19 protein-coding genes are annotated in these 22,550 nt (G+C 63.9%); 3 read left to right on the top strand and 16 right to left on the bottom strand.

What is annotated here, in order from left to right; translation table 11 throughout:
* Window positions 1-66: 66 nt before the first annotated feature.
* The 5 genes from V0R59_RS29290 to V0R59_RS29270 form a co-directional block, all read right to left on the bottom strand.
* Entirely contained in the window at window positions 67-783 is a 717-nt protein-coding gene (locus V0R59_RS29290; protein ID WP_330078060.1) for an ABC transporter ATP-binding protein, read from the bottom strand.
* Window positions 780-1,655 (bottom strand): ABC transporter ATP-binding protein, encoded by an 876-nt coding sequence (locus V0R59_RS29285; protein ID WP_330078059.1) that lies wholly within the window; start codon window positions 1,653-1,655, stop codon window positions 780-782. Before V0R59_RS29285 ends, V0R59_RS29290 begins: the two co-directional genes overlap by 4 nt.
* Complete coding sequence (gene livM, locus V0R59_RS29280; RefSeq protein ID WP_330078058.1) at window positions 1,652-2,941, bottom strand: high-affinity branched-chain amino acid ABC transporter permease LivM; 1,290 nt, start codon at window positions 2,939-2,941, stop codon at window positions 1,652-1,654. The genes V0R59_RS29285 and livM overlap by 4 nt, the downstream gene beginning before the upstream one ends.
* Before the next feature lie 2 nt (window positions 2,942-2,943).
* Window positions 2,944-3,858 carry an ABC transporter permease subunit gene (locus tag V0R59_RS29275; RefSeq protein ID WP_330078057.1) on the bottom strand — a complete coding sequence of 305 codons (915 nt, stop codon included), beginning with the start codon at window positions 3,856-3,858 and terminating at the stop codon, window positions 2,944-2,946.
* A gap of 158 nt (window positions 3,859-4,016) precedes the next feature.
* Window positions 4,017-5,153, bottom strand: coding sequence for a branched-chain amino acid ABC transporter substrate-binding protein (locus V0R59_RS29270; RefSeq protein ID WP_330078056.1), 1,137 nt, complete (start codon window positions 5,151-5,153; stop codon window positions 4,017-4,019).
* A gap of 461 nt (window positions 5,154-5,614) precedes the next feature.
* On the opposite strand from V0R59_RS29270, the gene pncB reads away from it, so the two are divergent.
* Together pncB and nadE are read left to right on the top strand one after the other, a co-directional pair.
* Window positions 5,615-6,820, top strand: a complete 1,206-nt coding sequence (pncB, locus tag V0R59_RS29265) for a nicotinate phosphoribosyltransferase (protein WP_330078055.1) — start codon at window positions 5,615-5,617, stop codon at window positions 6,818-6,820.
* A 3-nt stretch (window positions 6,821-6,823) separates the two neighbouring features.
* Complete coding sequence (gene nadE / locus V0R59_RS29260) at window positions 6,824-7,651, top strand: ammonia-dependent NAD(+) synthetase (protein ID WP_330078054.1); 828 nt, start codon at window positions 6,824-6,826, stop codon at window positions 7,649-7,651.
* A gap of 56 nt (window positions 7,652-7,707) precedes the next feature.
* On the opposite strand, the gene azu is transcribed toward nadE, so the two are convergent.
* Window positions 7,708-8,154: an azurin gene (gene azu, locus V0R59_RS29255; protein WP_330078053.1), complete on the bottom strand. Its 447-nt coding sequence runs from the start codon at window positions 8,152-8,154 to the stop codon at window positions 7,708-7,710.
* A gap of 350 nt (window positions 8,155-8,504) precedes the next feature.
* Between azu and V0R59_RS29250 the strand changes: the two genes are divergently transcribed.
* Window positions 8,505-9,092 (top strand): LOG family protein, encoded by a 588-nt coding sequence (locus tag V0R59_RS29250; RefSeq protein ID WP_330078052.1) that lies wholly within the window; start codon window positions 8,505-8,507, stop codon window positions 9,090-9,092.
* Here the strand turns inward: V0R59_RS29250 and V0R59_RS29245 are convergent.
* The 10 genes from V0R59_RS29245 to rnr all read right to left on the bottom strand — a co-directional run bounded on the left by V0R59_RS29245 (window position 9,077) and on the right by rnr (window position 22,199).
* Complete coding sequence (locus tag V0R59_RS29245; RefSeq protein ID WP_330078051.1) at window positions 9,077-9,979, bottom strand: transglutaminase family protein; 903 nt, start codon at window positions 9,977-9,979, stop codon at window positions 9,077-9,079. The two genes, V0R59_RS29250 and V0R59_RS29245, sit on opposite strands and share 16 nt — an antisense overlap.
* Window positions 9,979-12,444 (bottom strand): circularly permuted type 2 ATP-grasp protein, encoded by a 2,466-nt coding sequence (locus tag V0R59_RS29240; RefSeq protein ID WP_330078050.1) that lies wholly within the window; start codon window positions 12,442-12,444, stop codon window positions 9,979-9,981. Before V0R59_RS29240 ends, V0R59_RS29245 begins: the two co-directional genes overlap by 1 nt.
* A 216-nt stretch (window positions 12,445-12,660) precedes the next feature.
* Window positions 12,661-14,967 (bottom strand): YgiQ family radical SAM protein, encoded by a 2,307-nt coding sequence (locus V0R59_RS29235; protein ID WP_330078049.1) that lies wholly within the window; start codon window positions 14,965-14,967, stop codon window positions 12,661-12,663.
* A gap of 106 nt (window positions 14,968-15,073) precedes the next feature.
* Complete coding sequence (gene dnaB, locus V0R59_RS29230; RefSeq protein WP_330078048.1) at window positions 15,074-16,471, bottom strand: replicative DNA helicase; 1,398 nt, start codon at window positions 16,469-16,471, stop codon at window positions 15,074-15,076.
* A gap of 111 nt (window positions 16,472-16,582) precedes the next feature.
* A complete protein-coding gene (rplI, locus tag V0R59_RS29225; RefSeq protein ID WP_330078047.1) occupies window positions 16,583-17,029 on the bottom strand; it encodes a 50S ribosomal protein L9 in 447 nt (148 codons plus the stop codon).
* A gap of 21 nt (window positions 17,030-17,050) precedes the next feature.
* Window positions 17,051-17,947 carry a YybS family protein gene (locus V0R59_RS29220; RefSeq protein ID WP_330078046.1) on the bottom strand — a complete coding sequence of 299 codons (897 nt, stop codon included), beginning with the start codon at window positions 17,945-17,947 and terminating at the stop codon, window positions 17,051-17,053.
* A 36-nt stretch (window positions 17,948-17,983) separates the two neighbouring features.
* The gene (gene rpsR, locus V0R59_RS29215) at window positions 17,984-18,214 is read right to left on the bottom strand and encodes a 30S ribosomal protein S18 (RefSeq protein ID WP_009403887.1); all 231 of its coding nucleotides are present in this window, start codon (window positions 18,212-18,214) and stop codon (window positions 17,984-17,986) included.
* A gap of 28 nt (window positions 18,215-18,242) precedes the next feature.
* Window positions 18,243-18,668: a 30S ribosomal protein S6 gene (gene rpsF, locus V0R59_RS29210; protein WP_009403888.1), complete on the bottom strand. Its 426-nt coding sequence runs from the start codon at window positions 18,666-18,668 to the stop codon at window positions 18,243-18,245.
* A 190-nt stretch (window positions 18,669-18,858) separates the two neighbouring features.
* Window positions 18,859-19,605 carry a 23S rRNA (guanosine(2251)-2'-O)-methyltransferase RlmB gene (gene rlmB, locus V0R59_RS29205; protein ID WP_330078045.1) on the bottom strand — a complete coding sequence of 249 codons (747 nt, stop codon included), beginning with the start codon at window positions 19,603-19,605 and terminating at the stop codon, window positions 18,859-18,861.
* Window positions 19,602-22,199: a ribonuclease R gene (rnr, locus tag V0R59_RS29200; protein ID WP_330078044.1), complete on the bottom strand. Its 2,598-nt coding sequence runs from the start codon at window positions 22,197-22,199 to the stop codon at window positions 19,602-19,604. The genes rlmB and rnr overlap by 4 nt, the downstream gene beginning before the upstream one ends.
* Window positions 22,200-22,550 lie beyond the last annotated feature (351 nt).

Below are 22,550 nucleotides of genomic sequence, written 5' to 3'. Positions count from 1 at the left end.
GAGTTCCTCGCAGGTCTTGATGACCTCATCGCCGACGACGAGGCCATCAAGAACGACAAGACGCGCTCAGTGACCGCCGAGATAGGCGTTCCTCACCTCCTCGTTCACCAGCAACTCCTGCCCCGTGCCGGTCATGCGGATCTGCCCGTTGACCATCACGTACGCCCGGTCCGACAGCTTCAGCGCATGGTTGGCGTTCTGCTCGACGAGGAAGATGGTCATCCCGCTCTTCGCCAGCTCCCGCAGGGTGGAGAAGATCTGCTTGACCACGATCGGCGCCAGGCCCAGCGACGGCTCGTCCAGCAACAGCAGCTTGGGCCGGCTCATCAACGCACGGGCGATGGCGAGCATCTGCTGCTCGCCGCCGGACATGGTCATGGCCCGCTGGTTGCGCCGTTCCTTGAGCCGCGGGAACAGCTCGTACATGCGCTGCATGTCCTCGTCGGCATGCTTGTCGCCGATGGGGATGGTGCCCATCATCAGGTTTTCCTCGACGGTCATGTCGGGGAACACCCGCCGCCCTTCCGGCGACTGGGCGATGCCGTTGGAGGCGATGTAGTGCGAGGACTTGTGGGTGATGTCGGTGCCGCGATAGACGATCTTGCCCGCCGCGGCCCGCGGCTGGCCGAAGATCGACATCAGCAGGGTCGACTTGCCGGCACCGTTGGCGCCGATCAGGCTCACCGTCTCGCCTTCGTCGATGTGCATCGAGACTTTCTTCAGCGCCTGGATCGGCCCGTAGAACACGTCCAGCTCCTGCAGTTCGAGAATGGGTGCGCTCATGCCAGTTCCTCTTCGTCAGCACCCAGGTAGGCGGCGATCACGGTCGGGTTGTTGCGGATGTCCTGCGGCTTGCCTTCGGCGATGACGGTGCCGTGGTCGAGCACGACGATATGGTCGGAAATGCTCATGACCATGCCCATGTCGTGCTCGATCAGCACCACGGTGATGTCGTGCTCGTCGCGCAGCACGCGGATCATCCGGCTCAGGGCCTCGGTTTCCTGCGGGTTGAGGCCGGCGGCCGGTTCGTCGAGGCAGATGATCTTCGGCCGCGTGCACATGGCCCGGGCGATTTCCAGGCGGCGCTGCTGGCCGTAGGACAGTTCGCCGGCCAGGCGGTTGGCGCAGTCCACCAGGTCCACCACTTCCAGCCAGTAGAAGGCATGGTCGAGGGCATCGCTTTCAGCCTTGCGGTAGGCCCTGGTGTTGAGCACCCCGGCCAGCAGGTTGCGGTTGACCCACATGTGCTGGGCCACCAGCAGGTTCTCCACCACCGACATCTCCCGGAACAGGCGGATGTTCTGGAAGGTCCGCGCCAGGCCGGCGCGGTTGACCAGGTGGGTACCGCCGAACATCTTGTAGCGCAGGCGGGTCAGGAAACGGCTCGGCGACACGAAGTCACCCAGTTGGAAACGCTCGCCGAGCAACTGGATCACGTTGGTGTGCGAGCCACGCACGTTGAGTTCGATCTTGCCGCCGCTGGCCTTGTAGAAGCCGGTCAGGCAGTTGAACACGGTGGTCTTGCCCGCGCCGTTGGGGCCGATCAGGGCGAAGATGTCGTTGCGCTTGACCTGCAGGCTGACATCGCTCAGCGCCTTGATCCCGCCGAACTGCATCATCAGGTTATCCACAGACAGAATCACGTCGTCGCTCATGGCGCCACTCCTTTACGCGGGACCACACCGGCGCGACTGATACGGATCAGCCCGCGCGGTCGCCAGATCATCATCAGCACCATCAGCACGCCGAACAGCAGCACGCGGTATTCGGAGAAGCTGCGCAGCAGTTCCGGGGCCACGGTCAGCACGAATGCGGCGATCACCACGCCCACCGTCGAGCCCATGCCACCCAGGACCACGATGGCGAGGATCAGCGCCGACTCGAAGAAGGTGAACGACGACGGGTTGACGAAGCCCTGGTAGCTGGCGAAGAACACCCCGGCCAGGCCGGCGGTGGACGCACCCAGGGTGAACGCCGAGAGCTTCACCAGCACGTGGTTCAGGCCCATGGAACGGCAGGCGATCTCGTCCTCGCGCAGGGCTTCCCAGGCCCGGCCCACCGGCATGCGGGTCAGCCGGTGCTTGATGTACAGCACCGCCAGCACGACGAGGAACAGCACCGCGTAGATGAAGATGAACTTGAGGTTGGCGTTGTATTCGAAGCCGAAGAACTCGTGGATCGGCACCCCGCCGTCCTTGGCCCGACGGCCGAACTCCAGGCCGAAGATGGTCGGCGACGGTACCGGCATGCCGTTCGGGCCACCGGTGAAGGACAGCCAGTTGTTCAGCACCAGGCGGATGATCTCGCCGAAGCCCAGGGTCACGATCGCCAGGTAGTCACCGTGCATGCGCAACACCGGGAAGCCGAGTATGCATCCCGCCAGCGCCGCGGCGATGGCCGCCAGCGGCAGCACGCTCCAGAAGCCCAGGCCGAGGTACTGGTAGCCCAGCGCCAGGCCGTAGGCACCGATGGCGTAGAACGCCACGTAGCCGAGGTCGAGCAGGCCGGCCAGGCCGACCACGATGTTCAGGCCCAGGCCCAGCAGCACGTAGATCAGCCCGAGGATGACCACGGTCAGCAGGTACTTGTTGGCGAAGATCGGGAAGACGATGGCGATGACGATGAGTGCCGGGATGATGTAGCGCAGGCGCGACTTGTAGTCCGGCGCCAGCACATGAACCCCGGAGCCGCCGCTTTCGAAGCCGTGGAGCATGCGCTGGCCGGCGGCGGTCTGCAGGTACAGGCTGATGAGCAGGCGGCCCAGCATCACCCCGCCCACCAGCCAGGCCACGCGGCTCGGCTCGGCGTTGAAGCTGTAGCCGTCGAGGACCACGCCCACCACCGGACCGAACACGATCAGGGCGAGCAGGCCGGCGACGATGGTTTCCAGCAAGGTGCGTTTGATATCGAAACCGGAAGAAGCAGTCTTGGCAGTGGACATGTTCACACCTTAGCCACGAGCGGGCGACCCAGCAGGCCCTGGGGACGGAAGATCAGGATCAGCACCAGCAGCGAGAAGCTGAACACGTCCTTGTAGTCGGAGTTGACCAGGCCGGCGAACAGCGATTCGGAGATACCCAGGACGATCCCGCCGAGCATGGCCCCAGGCAGCGAGCCGATGCCGCCGAGCACCGCGGCGGTGAAGGCCTTGATGCCGATGATGAAACCGGCATAGAAGTCGAAGGTGCCGTAGTTCATGGTGATCAGTACGCCGGCCAGGGCGGCCATCACCGCACCGATGACGAACACGTAGGAGATCACCCGGTCGGTGTTGATGCCCAGGATCGAGGCCATCTTGCGGTCTTGCTGGGTGGCGCGGCACATGCGCCCGAGCTTGGTGTACTTGATCACGTAGGTGAGCAGGGCCATGCCGGCGAACGCCGCGACGAGAATGAAGATCTTGGTGTAGGTCAGTTGCACGAAGCCGGTACCGACGTCGAAGCGCCAGGCGCCTTCGAGCAGGGTCGGCACGCCTTGCTGGCGGGCGCCCTGGCTGATCTGCGCGTAGTTCTGCAGGATCAGCGAGATGCCGATGGCGCTGATCAGCGGTGCCAGGCGGGTGGAGTTGCGCAAGGGCTTGTAGGCGATGCGTTCGATGGTAAAGCCATAGACCCCGGTGACCACGATGGTGAACAACAGGGTGCCCAGCATCAGCAGGGGGAACGACTCGATACCGAAATAGGCCAGCAATGCCAGGCTGATCGCCGCCAGGTAAGCGGAGATCATGTACACCTCGCCGTGCGCGAAGTTGATCATGCCGATGATGCCATAGACCATTGTGTAGCCGATGGCGATCAGACCATAGACGGACCCGAGGGTCAGTCCATTGATCAGTTGCTGCAGGAAAATTCCATCCATAACGCAATCTCACGTATTCGAGATTGCACAAGCGCCGACTACGGCGGGCCCCGGGGAAGCGGCCCTCGCAGCGCAGGGTTGTGCAGATCTACAAGAAGGGACAGTACGGCGCAGAGGACAGCAGCCCGGGCATTGGCTGCCCGGGCCGGATGCCATTGTTATTTTTGTTTTTCCAGCTGGTGGTACTTGCCGTTGGCGTCCCACTGGTAGACCACGTAGTCGGAGACGGTCAGGTCGCCCTTGCTGTCCCACTTTTTCTCGCCCATCACGGTTTTCACCGGGTTGGCCTTGAGCCACTTGGCGGCGTCCTCGCCCTTCTTCGACTTGGCGCCTTCGAAGGCAGCGGCCAGGGCCTGGACCGAGGCGTAGGCGTACAGGGTGTAGCCCTCGGGTTCGGTACCGCCCTTGCGGAACTGCTCCACGACTTCCTTGCTGTCCGGCAGCAGGCGCGGGTCGGCGCCGAAGGTCATGTACACGCCGTTGGTGTACTGGGCGCCGCCGGCGGTGGCCACCAGCTCGTCGGTGACGATGCCGTCGTCGGACATGAACGGCACGTCCTTCAGGCCCTGCTCGCGCAGTTGGCGGACCAGCGGGCCGGCTTCCGGGTGCAGGCCGCCGAAGTAGACGACGTCGGCACCGGCGGCGCGGATCTTGGTGACCACGGCGCTGAAGTCTTTCTCGCCACGGGTCAGGCCTTCGTACAGCACCGGCTTCACGCCGCGTTTCTCCAGCTGTGCCTTGGTCGCGTCGGCGAGGCCCTGGCCGTAGGTGTCCTTGTCGTGCAGGACCACGACCTTCTTGCCCTTGAGCACGTCGACGATGTAGTCGCCGGCGACGATGCCCTGCTGGTCGTCACGGCCGCACATACGGAACATGGCGCCCAGGCCGCGCTCGGTGACCTGTGGGTTGGTCGAGCCCGGGGTGATGGCGATCACGCCGGCTTCGTCGTACACCTCGGAGGCCGGGATGGTCGAGGACGAGCAGAAGTGACCGACCACGCCGGAGACCTTGTCCTGGTCCACCAGGCGGTTGGCCACGGCCACGGCCTGCTTGGGCTCGCACGCGTCATCGCCCTTGACCAGGACGATCTTCTCGCCGTTCACCCCACCCTTGGCGTTGATCACGTCGGCCGCAGCCTGGGCACCCTTCATGTATTGCTCGCCGAACGCTGCGTTGGCACCGGTCATCGGGCCCGCGACGCCGATCTTCAGATCGGCCTGGACATACGAAGAAACGCCCAGCGCCGTGGCCACGGCGAGAGCGAGAAAGCCTTTCTTGTAAAACGTCTGCGACATGTGGTGGTGCTCCTGATGTTTTTTTGGATTGGCACTACGACTTCAGCAACTTGTTTCAGCCATTTGCTCCGAGCAAGGGCCGTGCCAGTGGTTTTTCATTCGGAAAAAACTCGACTCCAGGATTTCCGCCATGTCGCGGCGCTCTGGCTTTACGGGTCGTGCAACCGCTCCCCAGACGCAAAGCGCCACCTTCCGGGAAGGTCAGGCGCAACCAGTCCATGCCATCATTGCAACCCTGGTGCGTGTTTACGTGCAACCGCCCTGTAACAGGCTGCGTAACGGAACTGCACATCCGTGGTGCGCGACTGCTACAACAAGCACCATAAGAGGCTAGACCCTGCGGGAAAAATCGCCGCCATAGGTAGTCTGCTACCGAACGACCCGTGCGGTCGGGCGACCGCAACGCGTTACACTGGCAAAATGAGTCGCCTTGATGGCACTCGCCGGAACTGGAGCCTTATATGAGCGAAAGCGCTTTCGCCGACCGCAGCGTGCAGAGCCTGCTGGACACCGACTTCTACAAGCTGACGATGATGCAGGCGGTGCTGCACAACTACCCCAACGTCGACGTCGAGTGGGAGTTTCGCTGCCGCAATGGCGAGGACCTGCGCCCCTATCTGGGGCAGATCCGCGTCGAGATCGAGCGCCTTGCCGAACTGAGCATCAGCGACGCGCAACTGGGCTTCCTCGAACAGATCAGCTTCATGAAGCCAGACTTCCTGCGCTTTCTGGGCCTGTTCCGCTTCAACCTGCGTTACCTGCAGATAGGCATCGAGAACGACCAGTTCTACCTGCGCCTGCGTGGCCCGTGGCTGCATGTGATCCTGTTCGAAGTGCCACTGTTGGCGATCATCAGCGAGGTGCGCAACCGCAATCTTCATCCACAGGTACAGCTGAGCCAGGCCCGCGAACAGTTGCTGCGCAAGTTCGACTGGCTGCGCGCCAACGCCGGCGACGACGAGCTGGCCGAACTGCAACTGGCCGACTTCGGCACCCGCCGGCGTTTTTCCTACGGCGTCCAGGAAGAAGTGGTGAAGGTGCTCAAGGACCAGTTCCCGGCACGCTTCGTCGGCACCAGTAACGTACACCTGGCATGGAAACTGGATATCAAGCCACTGGGCACCATGGCCCATGAATGGATCATGGCCCACCAGCAGCTCGGCCCGCGGCTGATCGACAGCCAGATCGCCGCCCTCGACTGCTGGGTCCGCGAGTACCGCGGCCTGCTCGGCATCGCCCTGACCGACTGCATCACCATGGACGCCTTCCTGCGTGATTTCGACCTGTACTTCGCCAAGCTGTTCGACGGCCTGCGCCACGACTCCGGTGATCCGGTGCAGTGGGCGGAAAAGGCCATCGCCCACTACCGCAAGCTCGGGATCGACCCGATGACCAAGACCCTGGTGTTCTCCGACGGCCTCGACCTGCCCCGCGCGCTGCACATCTTCCGCGCGCTGCGTGGGCGCATCAATGTCAGCTTCGGCATCGGCACCAACCTGACCTGCGACATCCCCGGCGTGGCGCCGATGAGCATCGTGCTTAAAATGACCGACTGCAACGGCCAGCCCGTGGCGAAGATTTCCGACGAGGCCGCCAAGACCCAGTGCCGCGACCCCAATTTCGTCTCTTACCTGCGTCACGTTTTTCAAGTTCCCAGCGAGGAGTAACCCATGCAAGCCGTCCAGCGAGAGATCGCGCAGCAGCTCAAGGTCCAGCCGCCATTCGCCGACCGCGCCGCGCTCGATGCCGAAGTCACCCGGCGCGTCGCCTTCATCCAGCAATGCCTGAAGAATGCCGGGCTGAAAGTCCTGGTCCTGGGCATCAGCGGCGGCGTCGATTCGCTGACCGCCGCCCTGCTGGCCCAGCGCGCGGTCAACGAACTGCGCCAGCAGACCGGCGACGAGCAGTATCGCTTCATCGCCGTGCGCCTGCCGTACCACGTGCAGCACGACGAACATGACGCCCAGGCGTGCATCGACTTCATCCAGCCGGACGAACTGCACACGGTGAACATTGCCCCGGCAGTGCGTGCCCTGGCGGCGGAGGTCTCGGCCCTGGAAGGTGGCAAGCCGGCCATGGTGGACTTCGTCGTCGGCAACACCAAGGCGCGCATGCGCATGGTGGCCCAGTACACCATCGCTGGCGCCCGTGCCGGCCTGGTGATCGGGACCGACCACGCCGCCGAAGCGGTGATGGGCTTCTTCACCAAGTTCGGTGACGGCTCCTGCGACCTGGCGCCGCTCAGCGGGCTGGTAAAGAACCAGGTACGGGCCATCGCGCGCAGCTTCGGCGCCCCGGAATCACTGGTGGAAAAAGTGCCGACCGCCGACCTGGAAGACCTCGCGCCGGGCAAGCCCGACGAAGCGTCCCACGGCGTGACCTACGCGCAGATCGACGCCTTCCTGCACGGCGAGCCGGTGAGCGAGGAAGCGTTCGAGATCATCAAGCGGACGTACGAGAAGACGCAGCACAAGCGGGAAATGCCGTTCGCGCCTTGAACAACGACACGAATCGAATGTGGGAGCGGGTGAACCCGCTCCCACAGGGTATCGCGTTACTTCAGAACGACAGCGCCCTTCATCATGGCGATATGGCCAGGGAAGGTGCAGAAGAATTGATAGCTTTCACCCGCAGCCAGCTTCGACACGTCGAAGGTAGCGGAGTCTTTTTCACCCGCGCCGATCAGCTTGGTGTGGGCGATGATGCGCGCATCGGACTCGTCCAGGTAGCCGCCGTCGAGGCCCTTGGACATGCCGGCGGTAGCGATGGCTTGCGAGTCTGCGGTCTTGCTGATCACCAGGTTGTGGCCCATGACGTTCTTCGGCAGGTTGCCGGAGTGGGTCAGTTCGACGGTGAACTGCTTGCAGCTCTTGTCGACGACGATTTCCTTGGTGGTGTAGGTCATCTGGTCGGTGGAGTCGACGGTGACCTTGCAATCAGCGGCCATTGCCTGGGCACTGGCAACGGTCAGCAGGGACACGGCAACGAGTTTGGCAAACATTTGTGAATCTCCATGGCAGGTTTTTTATTGAAATCAGACTGCCCCATTCCGCGCTTCGCGCTGCTGATGTGGGTCAAGGGACAAGCCCCTGAACGGGCAGTGAAATTCTTCTATGGTGTCCATCAAGACAATCAACGTGCCCATCATGCCCAAATCCTGAACGATGAGACAACCTCTCATTTAGGAGTAGATCGACATGTTCATCAGTACTCTCATGCAAAGCTTGCTCGCCGCCTACGCCTGTGGCGCCACCGGCAGCGCCTGCGAGTTTTCCCGCCCGGAATGATCCAAGGCTTGGAAGCGCCGCCCCACCGCCTTACTCTGTGGCCGTTTTCGACCCGGAGAAAGTCATGCCTCTACGTTCCGTTTGTGTGTTCTGTGGCGCCAGCACCGGCGTCAGCCCGGTCTACCGCGAAGCCGCCGTGGCCCTCGGCCAGGCCATCGCCCGCCGCGGCCTGACCCTGGTCTATGGCGGTGGTGCCGTGGGCCTGATGGGTATCGTCGCCGATGCGGCGATGGCCGCCGGTGGTGAAGTGATCGGCATCATCCCGGTCAGCCTGCAACGCGCCGAAATCGCCCACCCCGGCCTGACCCGCCTGGAAGTCGTCGACGGCATGCACGCGCGCAAGGCGCGCATGGCCGAGCTGGCCGATGCCTTCATCGCCCTGCCCGGCGGCCTTGGTACGCTGGAAGAACTGTTCGAGGTGTGGACCTGGGGACAACTCGGCTACCACGGCAAGCCGCTGGGCCTGCTGGAGGTCAACGGCTTCTACGAGAAGCTCACCGGCTTCCTCGACCATGTGGTCGACGAAGGTTTCGTCCGCCCGCATCACCGTGCCATGTTGCAGGTCGACGCCGCGCCGGATGCCCTGCTCGATGCCCTGGATGCCTGGCAACCCCTGGCCCCACCGAAATGGAAGGATCAGCCGCCGAGCTGATCCAGCGGTAACACCGTCACCCGCACCTCCGGGTCGTGATGGCCGCCGCCGAGAATCACTCCGCGCAGCGGTGAGACATCGGCGAAGTCGCGCCCCCAGCCGAGGGTGATGTGCTCCAGCGCCGGCAGCAGGTTGTTGGTGGGGTCGAAGTCGACCCAACCATGGCGCGGACAGAACACCGAGACCCAGGCATGCGAGGCATCGGCCCCGATCAGCCGCGCCTGCCCGGGCGGCGGCCGGGTCAGCAGGTAACCGCTGACATAGCGTGCCGCCAGGCCACGGGAACGCAGGCAGGCGAGCATCAGGTGGGCGAAGTCCTGGCAGACCCCGCGGCGCCGCTCCAGCACCTCCAGCAGCGGCGTGGCGACCTGGGTCGCGCCGGCATCGAAGGTGAATTCGCGGAAGATCTTCTCCATCAGCGCCCGGACGGCTTCCAGCAGTGGTACGCCGGCAGCGAAGCAGGGTTCGGAAAACGCCACGAAACGCTGTTTCAAGCGCACGAACGGCGATTCGAAGCGATATCGGCTGGCATCGAGCAATGCAGCGGGAAGCGCCTGCCGCGAGTAGGCCAGGGCATCCCGCGCCTGCTCCCAGCCGGGCGAGTCAGCAAGCACCGGCAGGGGCCGGGGCAAGACCTCGATGCACACCCGGGTGCTGACCTTGAGCTCGTCATGCTTGTACTCCAGGCCCAGGCGCGTCAGCGGGTTGCCGAACACATCCTGCTCGTCGCGACGCCGGGTCGGCAGCGGACTCACCTCCAGCACCCGCTCCTCGCAGCGCTGCCACGGGCAATCCCGCGGCCACAGGTGCACCAGTTGCTGGGCCAGGGACACCGGGCTGGCATAGCGGTAATGGGTATCGTGAAGAATCTGGTAACGGGCACTCATCAGGCGGACACCGTCTGCTGGCTCGAATCGACGTGGGCGAAATGCTGCAGGGCCAGGCGCTCGGCGGCCACTTCGGCCCCCTCGGCGATCTGTTCGAGCATGACCGCCAGCCCTTCCAGTACGGCATCCTGGCTGGCCGCGCCAAACAACGGATCCTCCAGGCTGCGCAGGTCGAAACGCTTCAGGCGCTCGGCCAGGTCCACCAGGCTGGCCTGCGCCGGACTGCGCAAGCGCTCCAGCGAGCGCAGCAAGGAACGCAACTGGAAGAGCACGCCGTGGGGGTTCTGTTCATCCAGCAGGAGCAGGTCCAGCGCCGGGATCAGTTGCGCCACGGCCAGGTAACGGGAGCGATAGGTGATGCTGCTGTTGGCCAGTTCCAGCAGCCATTCCAGGCAGGATTGATCGCTCGCCGCAGGGCCGCGCAGGAAACCGGCGAGACTGCTGCCCAGGGCATGCAGGCGCTCGATCCGGCGCCCGGTTAGAAGGAAGCGCCAGCCCTCGTCGCGAGTCATGTCGTCGAGGGCAAAGCCGGACAGCGCTGCCATCGACAGGATCAGCCGGTTGAGGAAATCCAGCAGTTCGGTGAAATCGGCAGAGCGATCGTCGAGGCGCTGCGCCTCCCTCTGCAGCTCGCTCAAGGCCTGCCAGTTCTCCAGTGACAGCTTGCCGCGCACCTGCCCCGCCGACCATTGCAGGCGCTGCAGGTTGGCCCGCAGGCTGAAGCCCCAGTCCGGGTCCAGCAGCGCCGTGCGCAGGCGCGTGTCCAGGGTACCCTCCCTGGGCAGCAGTTCCAGGCCTTCGGCCAGTTGCACCGCGGCTTCCAGCGCCTGTGGCGAGTCGCCGTCGAGGTAACGGCCCAGGAGGATTCGCAGCAACCGCGCGCTGGCATCGCAGCGCTCGCAATAGCGGCCGAACCAGAACAGGTTTTCCACCACCCGCGAGGGCAGGTAAGGGTCGGCACGGACCAGATCGGCCACGCCCAGGCTACGGCTGACCTGCCACTGTTCTCCGCGGGCGGGTTGCTCGCCGAGGACCCAGGTGTCCTTGCTGGCACCGCCGCGCTGCATCGAGACCACTTCGGCATCGGCCTGCGCGGCCACCCTGGTCAGGCCACCGGGCAGCACCCGCCAGCCCTCGGCGCTGGCCACCGCATAGACGCGCATGCCCACGGGCCGGTCCTCCAGGCCTTTGTCCTGCCACACCGGCGCCTGGGATAGCTGCGCCAGTTCCTGGGCCACATAGGCGTAGGGACGCGCTCGCAGGCGGTCGGCCAGCGCCTGGCGCTGGGTCGCGTCCAGGTCACGGCCCAGCAAGGGCTGGAAGCTCTGCGAGGGGAACGCCGGCTTGAACAGCAACTCCGGCATCTTCTCCAGCGCCTGGGCCAGGGCCGCCGGCTCGCCGCACCACCAACTGGCGATGGACGGCAGGATCAGTTCCTCACCCAGCAGTCGCTGACTGATCGCCGGCAGGAAGCCCGGCAGGCCGGGCGACTCCAGTACTCCGCTGCCCAACGCATTGGCCACCAGCACCCGTCCCTGGCGAACGGCGTCCAGCAGGCCGGGGATGCCCAGTGCGGAATCGGTGCGCAGTTCGAGGGGGTCGCAGAAATCGTCGTCGAGCCGGCGCAGGATGGCATGGACCCGGCGCAGGCCACCGAGGGTCTTGAGGAAGACGGTGCCGTCGCGCACGGTCAGGTCACTGCCCTCCACCAGCGGGTAGCCGAGCTGGCGGGCGAGAAACAGGTGTTCGAACCAGCTTTCGTTGAAGCGTCCTGGGGTCAGCAGCACCACCAGCAGCGTTTCCCGTCCTCTCGGGGCCAACTGCGCGAGGCTTTGTTGCAGGGTGCGGAAGAAACCCGCCAGGTGCTGTACATGCAGGTCGCGGTACAACTCGGGAAAGGCCCGGGAGACGACGGTGCGGTTTTCCAGGGCATAGCCCGCTCCGGAAGGCGCCTGGGTGCGGTCGGCGGTGACCCACCAGCGACCGTCCGGACCTCGCGCCAGGTCGGCCGCGTAGATGTGCAGCCAGGTTCGGTCGGGGACTTCGATGCCCTGGCAGGGCCAGAGGTAGTTGTCGTGACCGAAGACCAGCTCGGCGGGCAACAGGCCTTCGCCGATCAACTGCTGCGGGCCGTAGATATCGGCGAGCACGGCGTTCAGCAGCCCTGCACGCTGGGCGATGCCGCGGGCCAGGTCGTTCCACTCGGCGGCGGGGATCACCTGAGGCAGCAGGTCCAGTTCCCAGGGGCGATCGGCGCCATCGGGGTCGGCGTAGATGTTGTAGGTGACGCCGTTTTCCCGCAGTTGGCGGTTGAGCAGCGCCTGGCGCTGGCTCAGTTGCTGCGTGCCGCTGCGCTGCAGGTGGGCGAGCAGCTCCTGCCAGTGCGGACGCACGCTGCCATCGGCGGCCAGCATTTCATGCCAGGTCGCGGGGCTTGGGGTCAGGGCATCCAGCAGGTCGGGCATAGGGGGCTCACAGGGGAAGTCTTGCGCGGGAATGCGGCAAGACTTATGCCAGTGGCCTTGGGCAGGAATGGGGCTGTCTCGGGCCAGCTACCACAAGGTGCGCGGTGCATGCGGTCCCTGTGGGAACTGGCTTGCCAGCGATGAGGCCATCAGCGACCCGCACCGGATGAGTGCAAGCGAGAGTTTCATGACGGAGCACAAGCCCCGTCATGGGGCTTAGCGCGGCAGGACCGGCTGGCGCTTGGTCTTGCCCTTGCCGCCCTTGCCACCCTTGGCTGCATCCTTGCGCGCCTTGGCCGCTTCCTGGTTGCGGGCGAAGGCGGCAGCCTTGGCCTGCTCGCGCTTGTCCCACGGCTTGGCACCATCGCTGGCCCGTGGTGGCAGGCCGGTGTGCTGGGTAAGGATCTTCTGTTCCTTGGCCACCTTGTGGCTGCCCGCCGGCGTGGAGTTCTTGCGGCGCGCGCTCTGGTAGCTGTCGGTGTCCGGCTGGTGCAGCGGGATCAGCTGATGCTTGCCCGGGCCGATCAGGTCGGCACGACCCATGCGCTGCAGGGCCTCGCGCAGCATCGGCCAGCCCTTCGGATCGTGGTAGCGCAGGAAGGCCTTGTGCAGGCGGCGTTGCTCCTCGCTCTTGACGATGGTCACCCCTTCGCTCTTGTAGGTGACCTTGCGCAGCGGGTTCTTGCCCGAGTGGTACATGGCCGTGGCCGACGCCATCGGCGACGGGTAGAACGCCTGCACCTGGTCGGCACGGAAGCCGTTGCCCTTGAGCCACAGGGCCAGGTTCATCATGTCTTCGTCGGTGGTGCCCGGGTGCGCGGCGATGAAGTACGGGATCAGGTACTGCTCCTTGCCCGCCTCTTTCGAGAACTTCTCGAACATGCGCTTGAAGCGGTCGTAGGTGCCGATGCCAGGCTTCATCATCTGGTTCAGCGGACCTTCCTCGGTGTGCTCCGGGGCGATCTTCAGGTAGCCACCGACGTGGTGGGTGACCAGTTCGCGCACGTATTCCGGCGACTCCACGGCGAGGTCGTAGCGCAGGCCCGAGGCGATCAGGATCTTCTTCACCCCCGGCAAGGCGCGGGCACTGCGGTACAGCTTGATCAGCGACGAGTGGTCGGTGTTCAGGTTCGGGCAGATACCCGGGAACACGCAGGACGGCTTGCGGCAGTGGGTCTCGATCTCGGTGCTCTTGCAGGCGATGCGGTACATGTTCGCGGTCGGACCGCCGAGGTCGGAAATGACGCCGGTGAAGCCCGGGACCTTGTCGCGGATCTCTTCGATCTCGCGAATGATCGACTCGTGGGAGCGGTTCTGGATGATCCGCCCTTCGTGCTCGGTGATCGAGCAGAAGGTGCAGCCACCGAAGCAGCCACGCATGATGTTCACCGAGAAACGGATCATCTCGTAGGCCGGGATGCGCTCCTTGCCGTAGGCAGGATGCGGGATCCGCGCGTAGGGCATGCCGAAGACGTAGTCCATTTCCTCGGTGGTCATCGGAATGGGCGGCGGGTTGAACCAGACGTCGACTTCACCGTGCTTCTGCACCATGGCCCGCGCGTTGCCGGGGTTGGTCTCCAGGTGCAGCACGCGGTTGGCGTGGGCGTAGAGCACCGCGTCGTTGCGCACCTTCTCGAAGGATGGCAGGCGGATCACGGTCTTTTCCCGGGTCATGCGCGGGCTTTCGAGGATCTGCACCACCTTGGCTTCGTTCGGGTCCTCGACCTCGCCCTTCTGCTGCTCGATGGCGCAGGCCTGGGTGTCCTGGGTGTTGACGTACGGGTTGATGATCTTGTCGACCTTGCCCGGCCGGTCGATACGGGTCGAATCGATCTCGTACCAGCCCTGCGGGGTGTCGCGACGAATGAACGCGGTACCGCGGATGTCGCTGATGTCCTCGATGCGCTCGCCGGCGGCCAGGCGCTGAGCGATGTCGACCACGGCACGCTCGGCGTTGCCGTACAGGAGGATGTCGGCGCAGGCGTCGATCAGGATCGAATGGCGGACCTTGTCCTGCCAGTAATCATAGTGGGCGATGCGGCGCAGCGAAGCCTCGATGCCGCCGAGCACGATCGGCACATGCTTGTAGGCTTCCTTGCAGCGCTGGCTGTATACCAGGCTGGCGCGGTCCGGGCGCTTGCCGGCCAGGCCGCCAGGGGTGTAGGCGTCGTCGGAACGGATCTTCTTGTCCGCGGTGTAGCGGTTGATCATCGAGTCCATGTTGCCCGCCGCGACGCCGAAGAACAGGTTCGGCTCGCCGAGCTTCATGAAGTCGTCCTTCGACTGCCAGTTCGGCTGGGCGATGATCCCGACGCGGAAGCCCTGGGCTTCCAGCAGGCGGCCGATGATGGCCATGCCGAACGACGGATGGTCGACGTAGGCGTCGCCGGTCACGATGATGATGTCGCAGGAGTCCCAGCCGAGCTGATCCATCTCCTCCCTGCTCATCGGCAGGAACGGTGCCGGCCCGAAGCATTCGGCCCAGTACTTGGGATAGTCGAAGAGTGGTTTGGCTGCTTGCATGTCAGTGACCGGTTTTTTTGGGAGGCGGGAAAATCACGGGCGCGGAGAATAGCACAAAAATTGACCAATTCCGACGCTGAAGGTCGGAATTGGTGAAGCGACGTTCTTATTCGTCGTCGTCGAAGTTGTAGCTGCCCGGCGCGAGGTTCTCGAAGCGGGTGTACTTGCCGATGAAGGCCAGGCGGATGAAGCCGATCGGACCGTTCCGCTGCTTGCCGATGATGATCTCGGCAATGCCCTTGTGCTCGGTCTCGGGGTGATACACCTCGTCGCGGTAGACGAACATGATCACGTCGGCGTCCTGCTCGATCGCTCCGGATTCCCGCAAGTCGGAGTTCACCGGGCGCTTGTTGGGCCGCTGCTCCAGGGAGCGGTTGAGCTGCGACAGGGCGATGACCGGGCAGTTGAATTCCTTGGCCAGAGCCTTGAGGGATCGGGAGATCTCGGAAATCTCGTTGGTCCGGTTGTCGCCGCTGGAGCCGGGGATCTGCATCAACTGCAGGTAGTCGATCATGATCATGGCGATGTCGCCGTGCTCGCGCACCAGGCGGCGGGTCCGCGCGCGCATCTCCGACGGGCTGATGCCGGCGGTATCGTCGATGAACAGCTTGCGGTCGTTGAGCAGATTGACCGCCGAGGTCAGCCGCGGCCAGTCGTCATCGTCCAGCTGGCCGGAACGCACCTTGGTCTGGTCGATGCGGCCGAGAGACGAGAGCATACGCATGATCAGCGATTCGCCTGGCATCTCCAGCGAGTACACCAGCACCGCCTTGTCGCTGCGCAGCACGGCGTTCTCCACCAGGTTCATGGCGAAGGTGGTCTTGCCCATGGACGGACGGCCGGCGACGATGATCAGGTCGGCCGGCTGCAGGCCGCTGGTCTTCTCGTCGAGGTCGGTGTAGCCGGTGGACAGGCCGGTGATCTCGCTGTCGGAGTTGAACAGCGTATCGATGCGGTCGATGGCCTTGGTCAGGAGCTCGTTGACCCCCACGGGGCCGCCGGTCTTGGGCCGCGCCTCGGCGATCTGGAAGATCTGCCGCTCGGCCTCGTCGAGGATTTCCTCGGCGTTGCGGCCCTGAGGGTTGAAGGCGCTGTCGGCGATGTCGTTGCTGATGCTGATCAGCTGGCGCAGGGTCGAGCGCTCGCGAATGATCTGCGCATAGGCCTTGATGTTGGCCACCGACGGGGTGTTCTTCGCCAGTTCGCCGAGGTAGCCGAGGCCACCGACCTGCGAACTCAGGCCTTCCTTGTCCAATTGCTCGTGCAGCGTCACCACATCGAACGGGACGTTCTGGTCGACCAGCTTGTGGATGGCGCGGAAGATCAGGCGGTGGTCATGGCGGTAGAAGTCGCCGTCGGAGACTTGATCGAGCACCCGCTCCCAGGCGTTGTTGTCCAGCATCAAGCCACCGAGCACGGCCTGTTCGGCCTCGATGGAATGCGGCGGCACCTTCAGCGCGGCGGTTTGCAGATCATATTGCTCTGGGGCGGTTATCTCGTTCATGGCCACCTGGAAATCTGGGTGTTGAAAAAGACAAAGGGCACGACCTGCGGTGCAGGATCGTGCCCGATGTTAACCGGCTGGTCCCGAGGGAGCCAGCAGGTCCATACAGCTTTAGGCTGCGACGACGACCACGCGTACGGTGGCTTCAACGTCGCTGTGCAGGTGCACGGCTACGTCGTATTCGCCAACCTGACGGATGGTGCCGTTCGGCAGACGAACTTCAGCCTTGGCCACTTCGACGCCGGAGGCGGTCAGGGCGTCAGCGATGTCGTGGGTGCCGATCGAACCGAACAGTTTGCCTTCATCGCCAGCGGTAGCGGTGATGGTGACTTCCAGCTCGGCCAGTTGGGCAGCGCGGCTTTCAGCCGAAGCTTTCTTGTCGGCAGCTGCTTTTTCCAGCTCTGCACGGCGCTCTTCGAACGCAGCCAGGTTGGCGGCGGTAGCGGAGACAGCCTTGCCGAATGGCAGCAGGAAGTTACGACCGTAACCAGCCTTGACTTTAACTTTGTCGCCCAGGTTGCCCAGGTTGGCGACTTTTTCCAGCAGGATCAGTTCCATTTGGTATAAACCTCTTAACTTTTAACCTTCACCGTTCGCGGAGCCGTTATCGGCGTCCTTGGACGCCCCGCGTCCGCGAAAATCAATCAGGCTGTCGACAATGGCCAGGACCACGAGCAACGGATAAATCAGCTGCATGAACAGCAGCAGCGTCACGTACAACCCGACCAGCCAGAACTTCGCCAGTCGCCCTTGCGCCACCAGGCCGTGCATCACGGCCAGTCCGGCGAAGAGCAGCGGGATGGTGCACAACGGTGTCAGTATCGCCAGTTCGGTACCGAAGTTCGGCCCGACCAGGATAAGCACCAGCAGCACCAGCGCCGCCGCCAGCGGCAGTCTCACGGCGCGAAACTCGCGACCGAAGCCTCCCGGGTTATACAAAGCTGCCTGCCAGTAGCGACCCAACATCAGGGCCAGCACACTGACGGCCTGCAACAAGGCCGCGATCAGGCCGGTGAGCACCGGTGCAATCAGCCCGTCCAGGCGGCCCCGCTCTTCTACCGTCAATTTCTGGTAGATCCCGTCGAGCATCTGCGGAAGGATCTTGGCGATCTCTTGCGCGAGGGTGTCGATCGGTTCGCGGAACACCGAACCCAGAACAACGCCATACACCAGGCCCAGGGCGATGCTGGACAACAGCACCCGGTTCCAGGACTGCCCGGCGCGCAACAGCGCAGCCAGACCCAGCGTACCCAGCAACACCAACAAGGTGCGCGGCTCGCCGAAGAACCACCAGGCCAACGCCGGCAACAACGCCCAGGCGAGGACCCCGGAGGCATCCTTGAAACCGCGCCGCAGGAACACCAGGCTCCCGGCGGCGGCACTCAACCAGAACAGCAGCGGCAATGCCGCACAACCGACCACTACCAGAGTGGCCTGCACGCGACCGCGCATGATGAAATCAGCCAGGGCCCGCATGCACTCTATCCTTTGCTACTTGTCGACGACCCGGTCTCAGCGGCCGTGGCTGTCGGTGTAGGGCAGCAGGGCCAGGAAGCGGGCGCGCTTGATAGCGGTAGCCAGCTGACGCTGATAACGAGCTTTGGTACCAGTGATACGGCTTGGAACGATCTTGCCGGTTTCGGATACGTAAGCTTTCAGGGTGTTGAGATCTTTGTAATCGATCTCTTTCACGTCTTCAGCAGTGAAGCGGCAGAATTTACGACGACGGAAGAAACGTGCCATGTAATAGGCTCCTCAAAAGATCCGTGGATTACTCGTCAGCGTTATCGCTGTTGTCGCTGTCATTGCTGTCGTCGCCTTCGGCGCTGTCAGCATGCTCAGGACGGTCACGACGCTCACGGCGCTCGCTGCGGTTTTCTTCAGCCTTGAGCATCTCGGACTGGCCGGTAACGGCTTCGTCGCGACGGATGACCAGGTTACGGATCACGGCATCGTTGTAGCGGAAGTTGTCTTCCAGCTCGGCCAGGGCCTTGCCGGTGCACTCAACGTTCAGCATCACGTAGTGAGCCTTGTGAACATTGTTGATTGCGTAGGCCAGTTGACGACGGCCCCAGTCTTCCAGACGGTGGATCTTGCCGCCGTCTTCTTCGATCAGCTTGGTGTAACGCTCAACCATGCCGCCGACTTGCTCGCTCTGGTCCGGGTGAACCAGGAAGATGATTTCGTAATGACGCATGAATGCTCCTTACGGGTTGTAGTCTGCCGACAAAGCGGTCAGACAAGGAGTGAATGACACTGTATGTCTTGTCCTGAACCAGGCACGTATGCCCGGGACAAGGCGCGCAATTGTAGAGAAGCGCGGTGGGACAAGCAAGGAGATTGGTGAAATATTGAGCAATTCCCCCAAAAGCATCGCTGGCAAATGATTACTTGCTGACGGAACGCTGCCGCACCGCTTCGAACAGGCAAACACCCGTCGCTACGGAAACGTTCAGGCTGCTGACGCTACCGGCCATCGGCAACTTCACCAGGAAATCGCAGTGCTCGCGGGTCAAGCGGCGCATGCCCTTGCCTTCCGCGCCCATGACCAGCACGGTCGGCCCGGTCATGTCCTGCTGGTACAGCTCCTGCTGCGCCTCGCCGGCGGTACCGACGATCCACAGGCCGCGCTGCTGCAGCTTTTCCAGGGTGCGCGCGAGATTGGTCACCGCGACCAGCGGGATGACCTCGGCGGCACCGCAGGCAACCTTGCGGACCGCTGCGGTCAGGGTCGCCGACTTGTCCTTCGGCACGATTACCGCCTGCACACCGGCGGCATCCGCGGTACGCAGGCAGGCGCCGAGGTTGTGCGGGTCGGTGACGCCGTCCAGCACCAGCAGGAGCGGCGCACCCTCGGTACGATCCAGCAGCTCGTCGAGCATCGCCTCGCCCCACACCTGGCTCGGGCTGACCTCGGCGACCACGCCCTGGTGCACACCCTCGACCCAGGCATCCAGCTCGCGACGCTCGGCCTGGCCGACCGCCACGCGGTTGTCGGTGGCCAGGGCCAGCAGCGCCTGGATGCGCGGCTCGCTACGACCCTCGGACAGCCAGATCTGCTTGACCCGCTTCGGGTGATGCCGCAACAGGGCTTCCACGGCGTGCACGCCGTAGATCTTTTCCAACTGACTCATGACTTGCCTTTGCTTTTACGGGAAGAGGCGCCGGACTTGGGCGGTCCCTTGCGGTGCTTGGTCGGCTTGTCCGATTTGCCGGACGACTTGCCCGAAGGCTTGCCACCAGCATGGGCGTGCTTGGCATCGGCCATCAGGGCCTTCTTCATTTCCCGGCTCTTGCGCACTTCGGCGTTGTTCGCCGCGGCATGGGAGGAGAAATAGGCCTCGGAGGTCTCGCCTTTCTTGCTGCGACGGGCCGGACGTTCTTCCTGGACAGGCTCCGCGGCCTTGGCCTTGGCGCCCACGCCGATCTTCGCCGCCGGGTCGGTCGAGCGCTGCTTGCGTCCGATCGGTGCCTTCAGGGCGTTCTCCGACATCTCGAAGTCGATCTTGCGCTGCTCCAGGTCGACGCGCATCACCCGCACTTCGACGGTGTCGCCGAGGCGGAAGCTGCGGCCGGTACGCTCGCCGGTGAGGCGGTGGTGGACCGGGTCGAAGTGGTAGTAGTCACCCGGCAGTGCGCTGACGTGGACCATGCCTTCGACATAGATGTCGGTCAGCTCGACGAACAGGCCGAAGCCGGTCACCGCGGTGATCACGCCCGGGAAGGATTCGCCTACGCGGTCCTTCATGTATTCGCACTTGAGCCAGTTGACCACGTCACGGGTGGCCTCGTCGGCACGCCGCTCGCTCATCGAGCACTGTTCGCCCAGTTGCTCCAGGGTGTTCTCGTCGTACGGGTAGATCCGTGCCTTGGGGATGCTCATCGCCCCGGCGCGCTTGACGTGCGGGGTTTCCTGGCGGGAACGGATCACGCTGCGGATGGCGCGGTGCACCAGCAGGTCGGGATAGCGACGGATCGGCGAGGTGAAGTGGGTGTACGCCTCGTAGTTCAGGCCGAAGTGGCCATTGTTGTCGGCGCTGTACACCGCTTGGCTCAGGGAGCGCAGCATCACGGTCTGGATCAGATGGAAGTCCGGACGGTCGGCGATGTTGGCCAGCAGGGCCTGGTAGTCCTTCGGCGACGGACCGTCCTTGCCCTTGTGCAGGGACAGGCCGAGCTCGCCGAGGAAGGCGCGGAGTTTTTCCAGGCGCTCCGGCGGCGGGCCGTCGTGGACCCGGTACAGGGCCGGGATCTCGTGCTTCTTGAGGAACTCGGCGGTGGCCACGTTGGCAGCCAGCATGCACTCCTCGATCAGCTTGTGGGCGTCGTTGCGCACGGTCGGGCGGATTTCCGCGATCTTGCGCTCGGAGCCGAAGATGATGCGGGTTTCCTGGGTCTCGAAGTCGATCGCGCCACGGGTGTGACGGGCGGCCAGCAAGACCTTGTACAGCGCATACAGCTGCTTCAGGTCCGGCACCACTTCGCGGTATTCCTCGCGCAGAGCACGGCCTTCGCGGGTGCGCGCGTGTTCCAGCATGCTGCTGACCTTGTTGTAGGTCAGGCGCGCGTGGGAGTGAATCACCGCTTCGTAGAACTGGTAGTCGACCATCTGGCCGGACTTGTTGATGGTCATTTCGCAGACCATCGCCAGGCGATCGACGTGCGGGTTCAGCGAGCACAGGCCGTTGGACAGTTCCTCCGGCAGCATCGGGATCACCCGCTCGGGGAAGTACACCGAGTTGCCGCGGACCAGGGCTTCGGCATCCAGTGCCGAACCGAGGCGCACGTAGCTGGAGACGTCGGCGATGGCCACGTACAGGCGCCAGCCACCGGAGAACAGGCGCAACTTGCCAAGGCTTTCGCAGTAGACGGCGTCGTCGAAGTCGCGGGCGTCTTCACCGTCGATGGTGACGAACGGCAGGTGGCGCAGGTCGATGCGCTTTTCCTTGTCCTTCTCTTCCACTTCCGGCTTGAGCTTGCGGGCTTCCTTGAGCACCGCCTCGGGCCAGACGTGGGGAATGTCGTAGCTGCGCAGGGCGACGTCGATTTCCATGCCCGGCGCCATGTAGTTGCCGATGACCTCGACCACATCGCCTTGCGGCTGGAATCGCGGGGTCGGCCAGTGGGTGATCTTCACCTCGACGAACTGGCCGATCTTGGCCCCGGCATTGCGGCCCGGGGTGACCAGCACTTCCTGCTGGATCTTCGGGTTGTCGGCGGTGACGAAGCCGATGCCGCCTTCCTCGAAGTAGCGGCCGACGATGCTTTCGTGGGCGCGGGAAATGATTTCCACCAGCACGCCTTCGCGGCGGCCGCGGCGGTCGACGCCGGAAACCCGGGCCAGGGCGCGGTCGCCATCGAATACCAGGCGCATCTGCGACGGGCTGAGGAACAGGTCCTCGGTGCCATCATCGGGGATCAGGAAACCGAAACCGTCGCGATGGCCGGAGACGCGGCCGAGGATCAGGTCGAGCTTGTCCACCGGGGCATAGGTGCCGCGCCGGGTATAGATAAGCTGGCCATCACGCTCCATGGCGCGCAGGCGACGACGCAGGGCTTCGATCTGGTCCTCGGTCTGCAGGCCGAATTCCTCAACCAGTTGCTCGCGCGCAGCCGGCGAGCCTCGTTCGGCGAGGTGCTGGAGGATCAGCTCACGGCTAGGGATGGGGTTTTCGTATTTTTCCGCTTCACGAGCGGCCTCGGGATCGAGGGACTGCCAATCGGCCATTAGGAGGGGTTCACCTTGTCTATATAAGGGTTAGTTTGGCATAGCCGTATTGAAACCGGAAATTTCCGCCTTGGACAGCCCCGCCGGGGAGGGCCTCCTGGACGCTTCTCTGCTCAGGTAGATCAACGGCTTGAATTTTTTAAGATTTTTTTCGAATGGGGGTTTACAGCCCCAGGGGCCATCCGTATAGTGCGCACCACAGCGACGGAGACCGTCGTTATAGTTGAGAAGCCGCACGATGTAAAACACTACGTCGAAGCGAAATCAGCGAAAATGCCCAGATGGTGAAATTGGTAGACACGCCAGCTTCAGGTGCTGGTGACCTTACGGTCGTGGAAGTTCGAGTCTTCT

The organism is Pseudomonas ulcerans (assembly GCF_036324125.1).
Lineage (GTDB): Bacteria > Pseudomonadota > Gammaproteobacteria > Pseudomonadales > Pseudomonadaceae > Aquipseudomonas > Aquipseudomonas ulcerans.
Note: the sequence above shows the minus strand (reverse complement) of the source record. Positions and strands in the feature narration are given on the sequence as shown.

Coding starts and splice junctions, on each gene's coding strand:
- V0R59_RS29290 (WP_330078060.1), bottom strand. CDS start 783: ATGAGCGCACCCATTCTCGAACTGCAGGAGCTGGACGTGTTCTACGGG.
- V0R59_RS29285 (WP_330078059.1), bottom strand. CDS start 1,655: ATGAGCGACGACGTGATTCTGTCTGTGGATAACCTGATGATGCAGTTC.
- livM (WP_330078058.1), bottom strand. CDS start 2,941: ATGTCCACTGCCAAGACTGCTTCTTCCGGTTTCGATATCAAACGCACC.
- V0R59_RS29275 (WP_330078057.1), bottom strand. CDS start 3,858: ATGGATGGAATTTTCCTGCAGCAACTGATCAATGGACTGACCCTCGGG.
- V0R59_RS29270 (WP_330078056.1), bottom strand. CDS start 5,153: ATGTCGCAGACGTTTTACAAGAAAGGCTTTCTCGCTCTCGCCGTGGCC.
- pncB (WP_330078055.1), top strand. CDS start 5,615: ATGAGCGAAAGCGCTTTCGCCGACCGCAGCGTGCAGAGCCTGCTGGAC.
- nadE (WP_330078054.1), top strand. CDS start 6,824: ATGCAAGCCGTCCAGCGAGAGATCGCGCAGCAGCTCAAGGTCCAGCCG.
- azu (WP_330078053.1), bottom strand. CDS start 8,154: ATGTTTGCCAAACTCGTTGCCGTGTCCCTGCTGACCGTTGCCAGTGCC.
- V0R59_RS29250 (WP_330078052.1), top strand. CDS start 8,505: ATGCCTCTACGTTCCGTTTGTGTGTTCTGTGGCGCCAGCACCGGCGTC.
- V0R59_RS29245 (WP_330078051.1), bottom strand. CDS start 9,979: ATGAGTGCCCGTTACCAGATTCTTCACGATACCCATTACCGCTATGCC.
- V0R59_RS29240 (WP_330078050.1), bottom strand. CDS start 12,444: ATGCCCGACCTGCTGGATGCCCTGACCCCAAGCCCCGCGACCTGGCAT.
- V0R59_RS29235 (WP_330078049.1), bottom strand. CDS start 14,967: ATGCAAGCAGCCAAACCACTCTTCGACTATCCCAAGTACTGGGCCGAA.
- dnaB (WP_330078048.1), bottom strand. CDS start 16,471: ATGAACGAGATAACCGCCCCAGAGCAATATGATCTGCAAACCGCCGCG.
- rplI (WP_330078047.1), bottom strand. CDS start 17,029: ATGGAACTGATCCTGCTGGAAAAAGTCGCCAACCTGGGCAACCTGGGC.
- V0R59_RS29220 (WP_330078046.1), bottom strand. CDS start 17,947: ATGCGGGCCCTGGCTGATTTCATCATGCGCGGTCGCGTGCAGGCCACT.
- rpsR (WP_009403887.1), bottom strand. CDS start 18,214: ATGGCACGTTTCTTCCGTCGTCGTAAATTCTGCCGCTTCACTGCTGAA.
- rpsF (WP_009403888.1), bottom strand. CDS start 18,668: ATGCGTCATTACGAAATCATCTTCCTGGTTCACCCGGACCAGAGCGAG.
- rlmB (WP_330078045.1), bottom strand. CDS start 19,605: ATGAGTCAGTTGGAAAAGATCTACGGCGTGCACGCCGTGGAAGCCCTG.
- rnr (WP_330078044.1), bottom strand. CDS start 22,199: ATGGCCGATTGGCAGTCCCTCGATCCCGAGGCCGCTCGTGAAGCGGAA.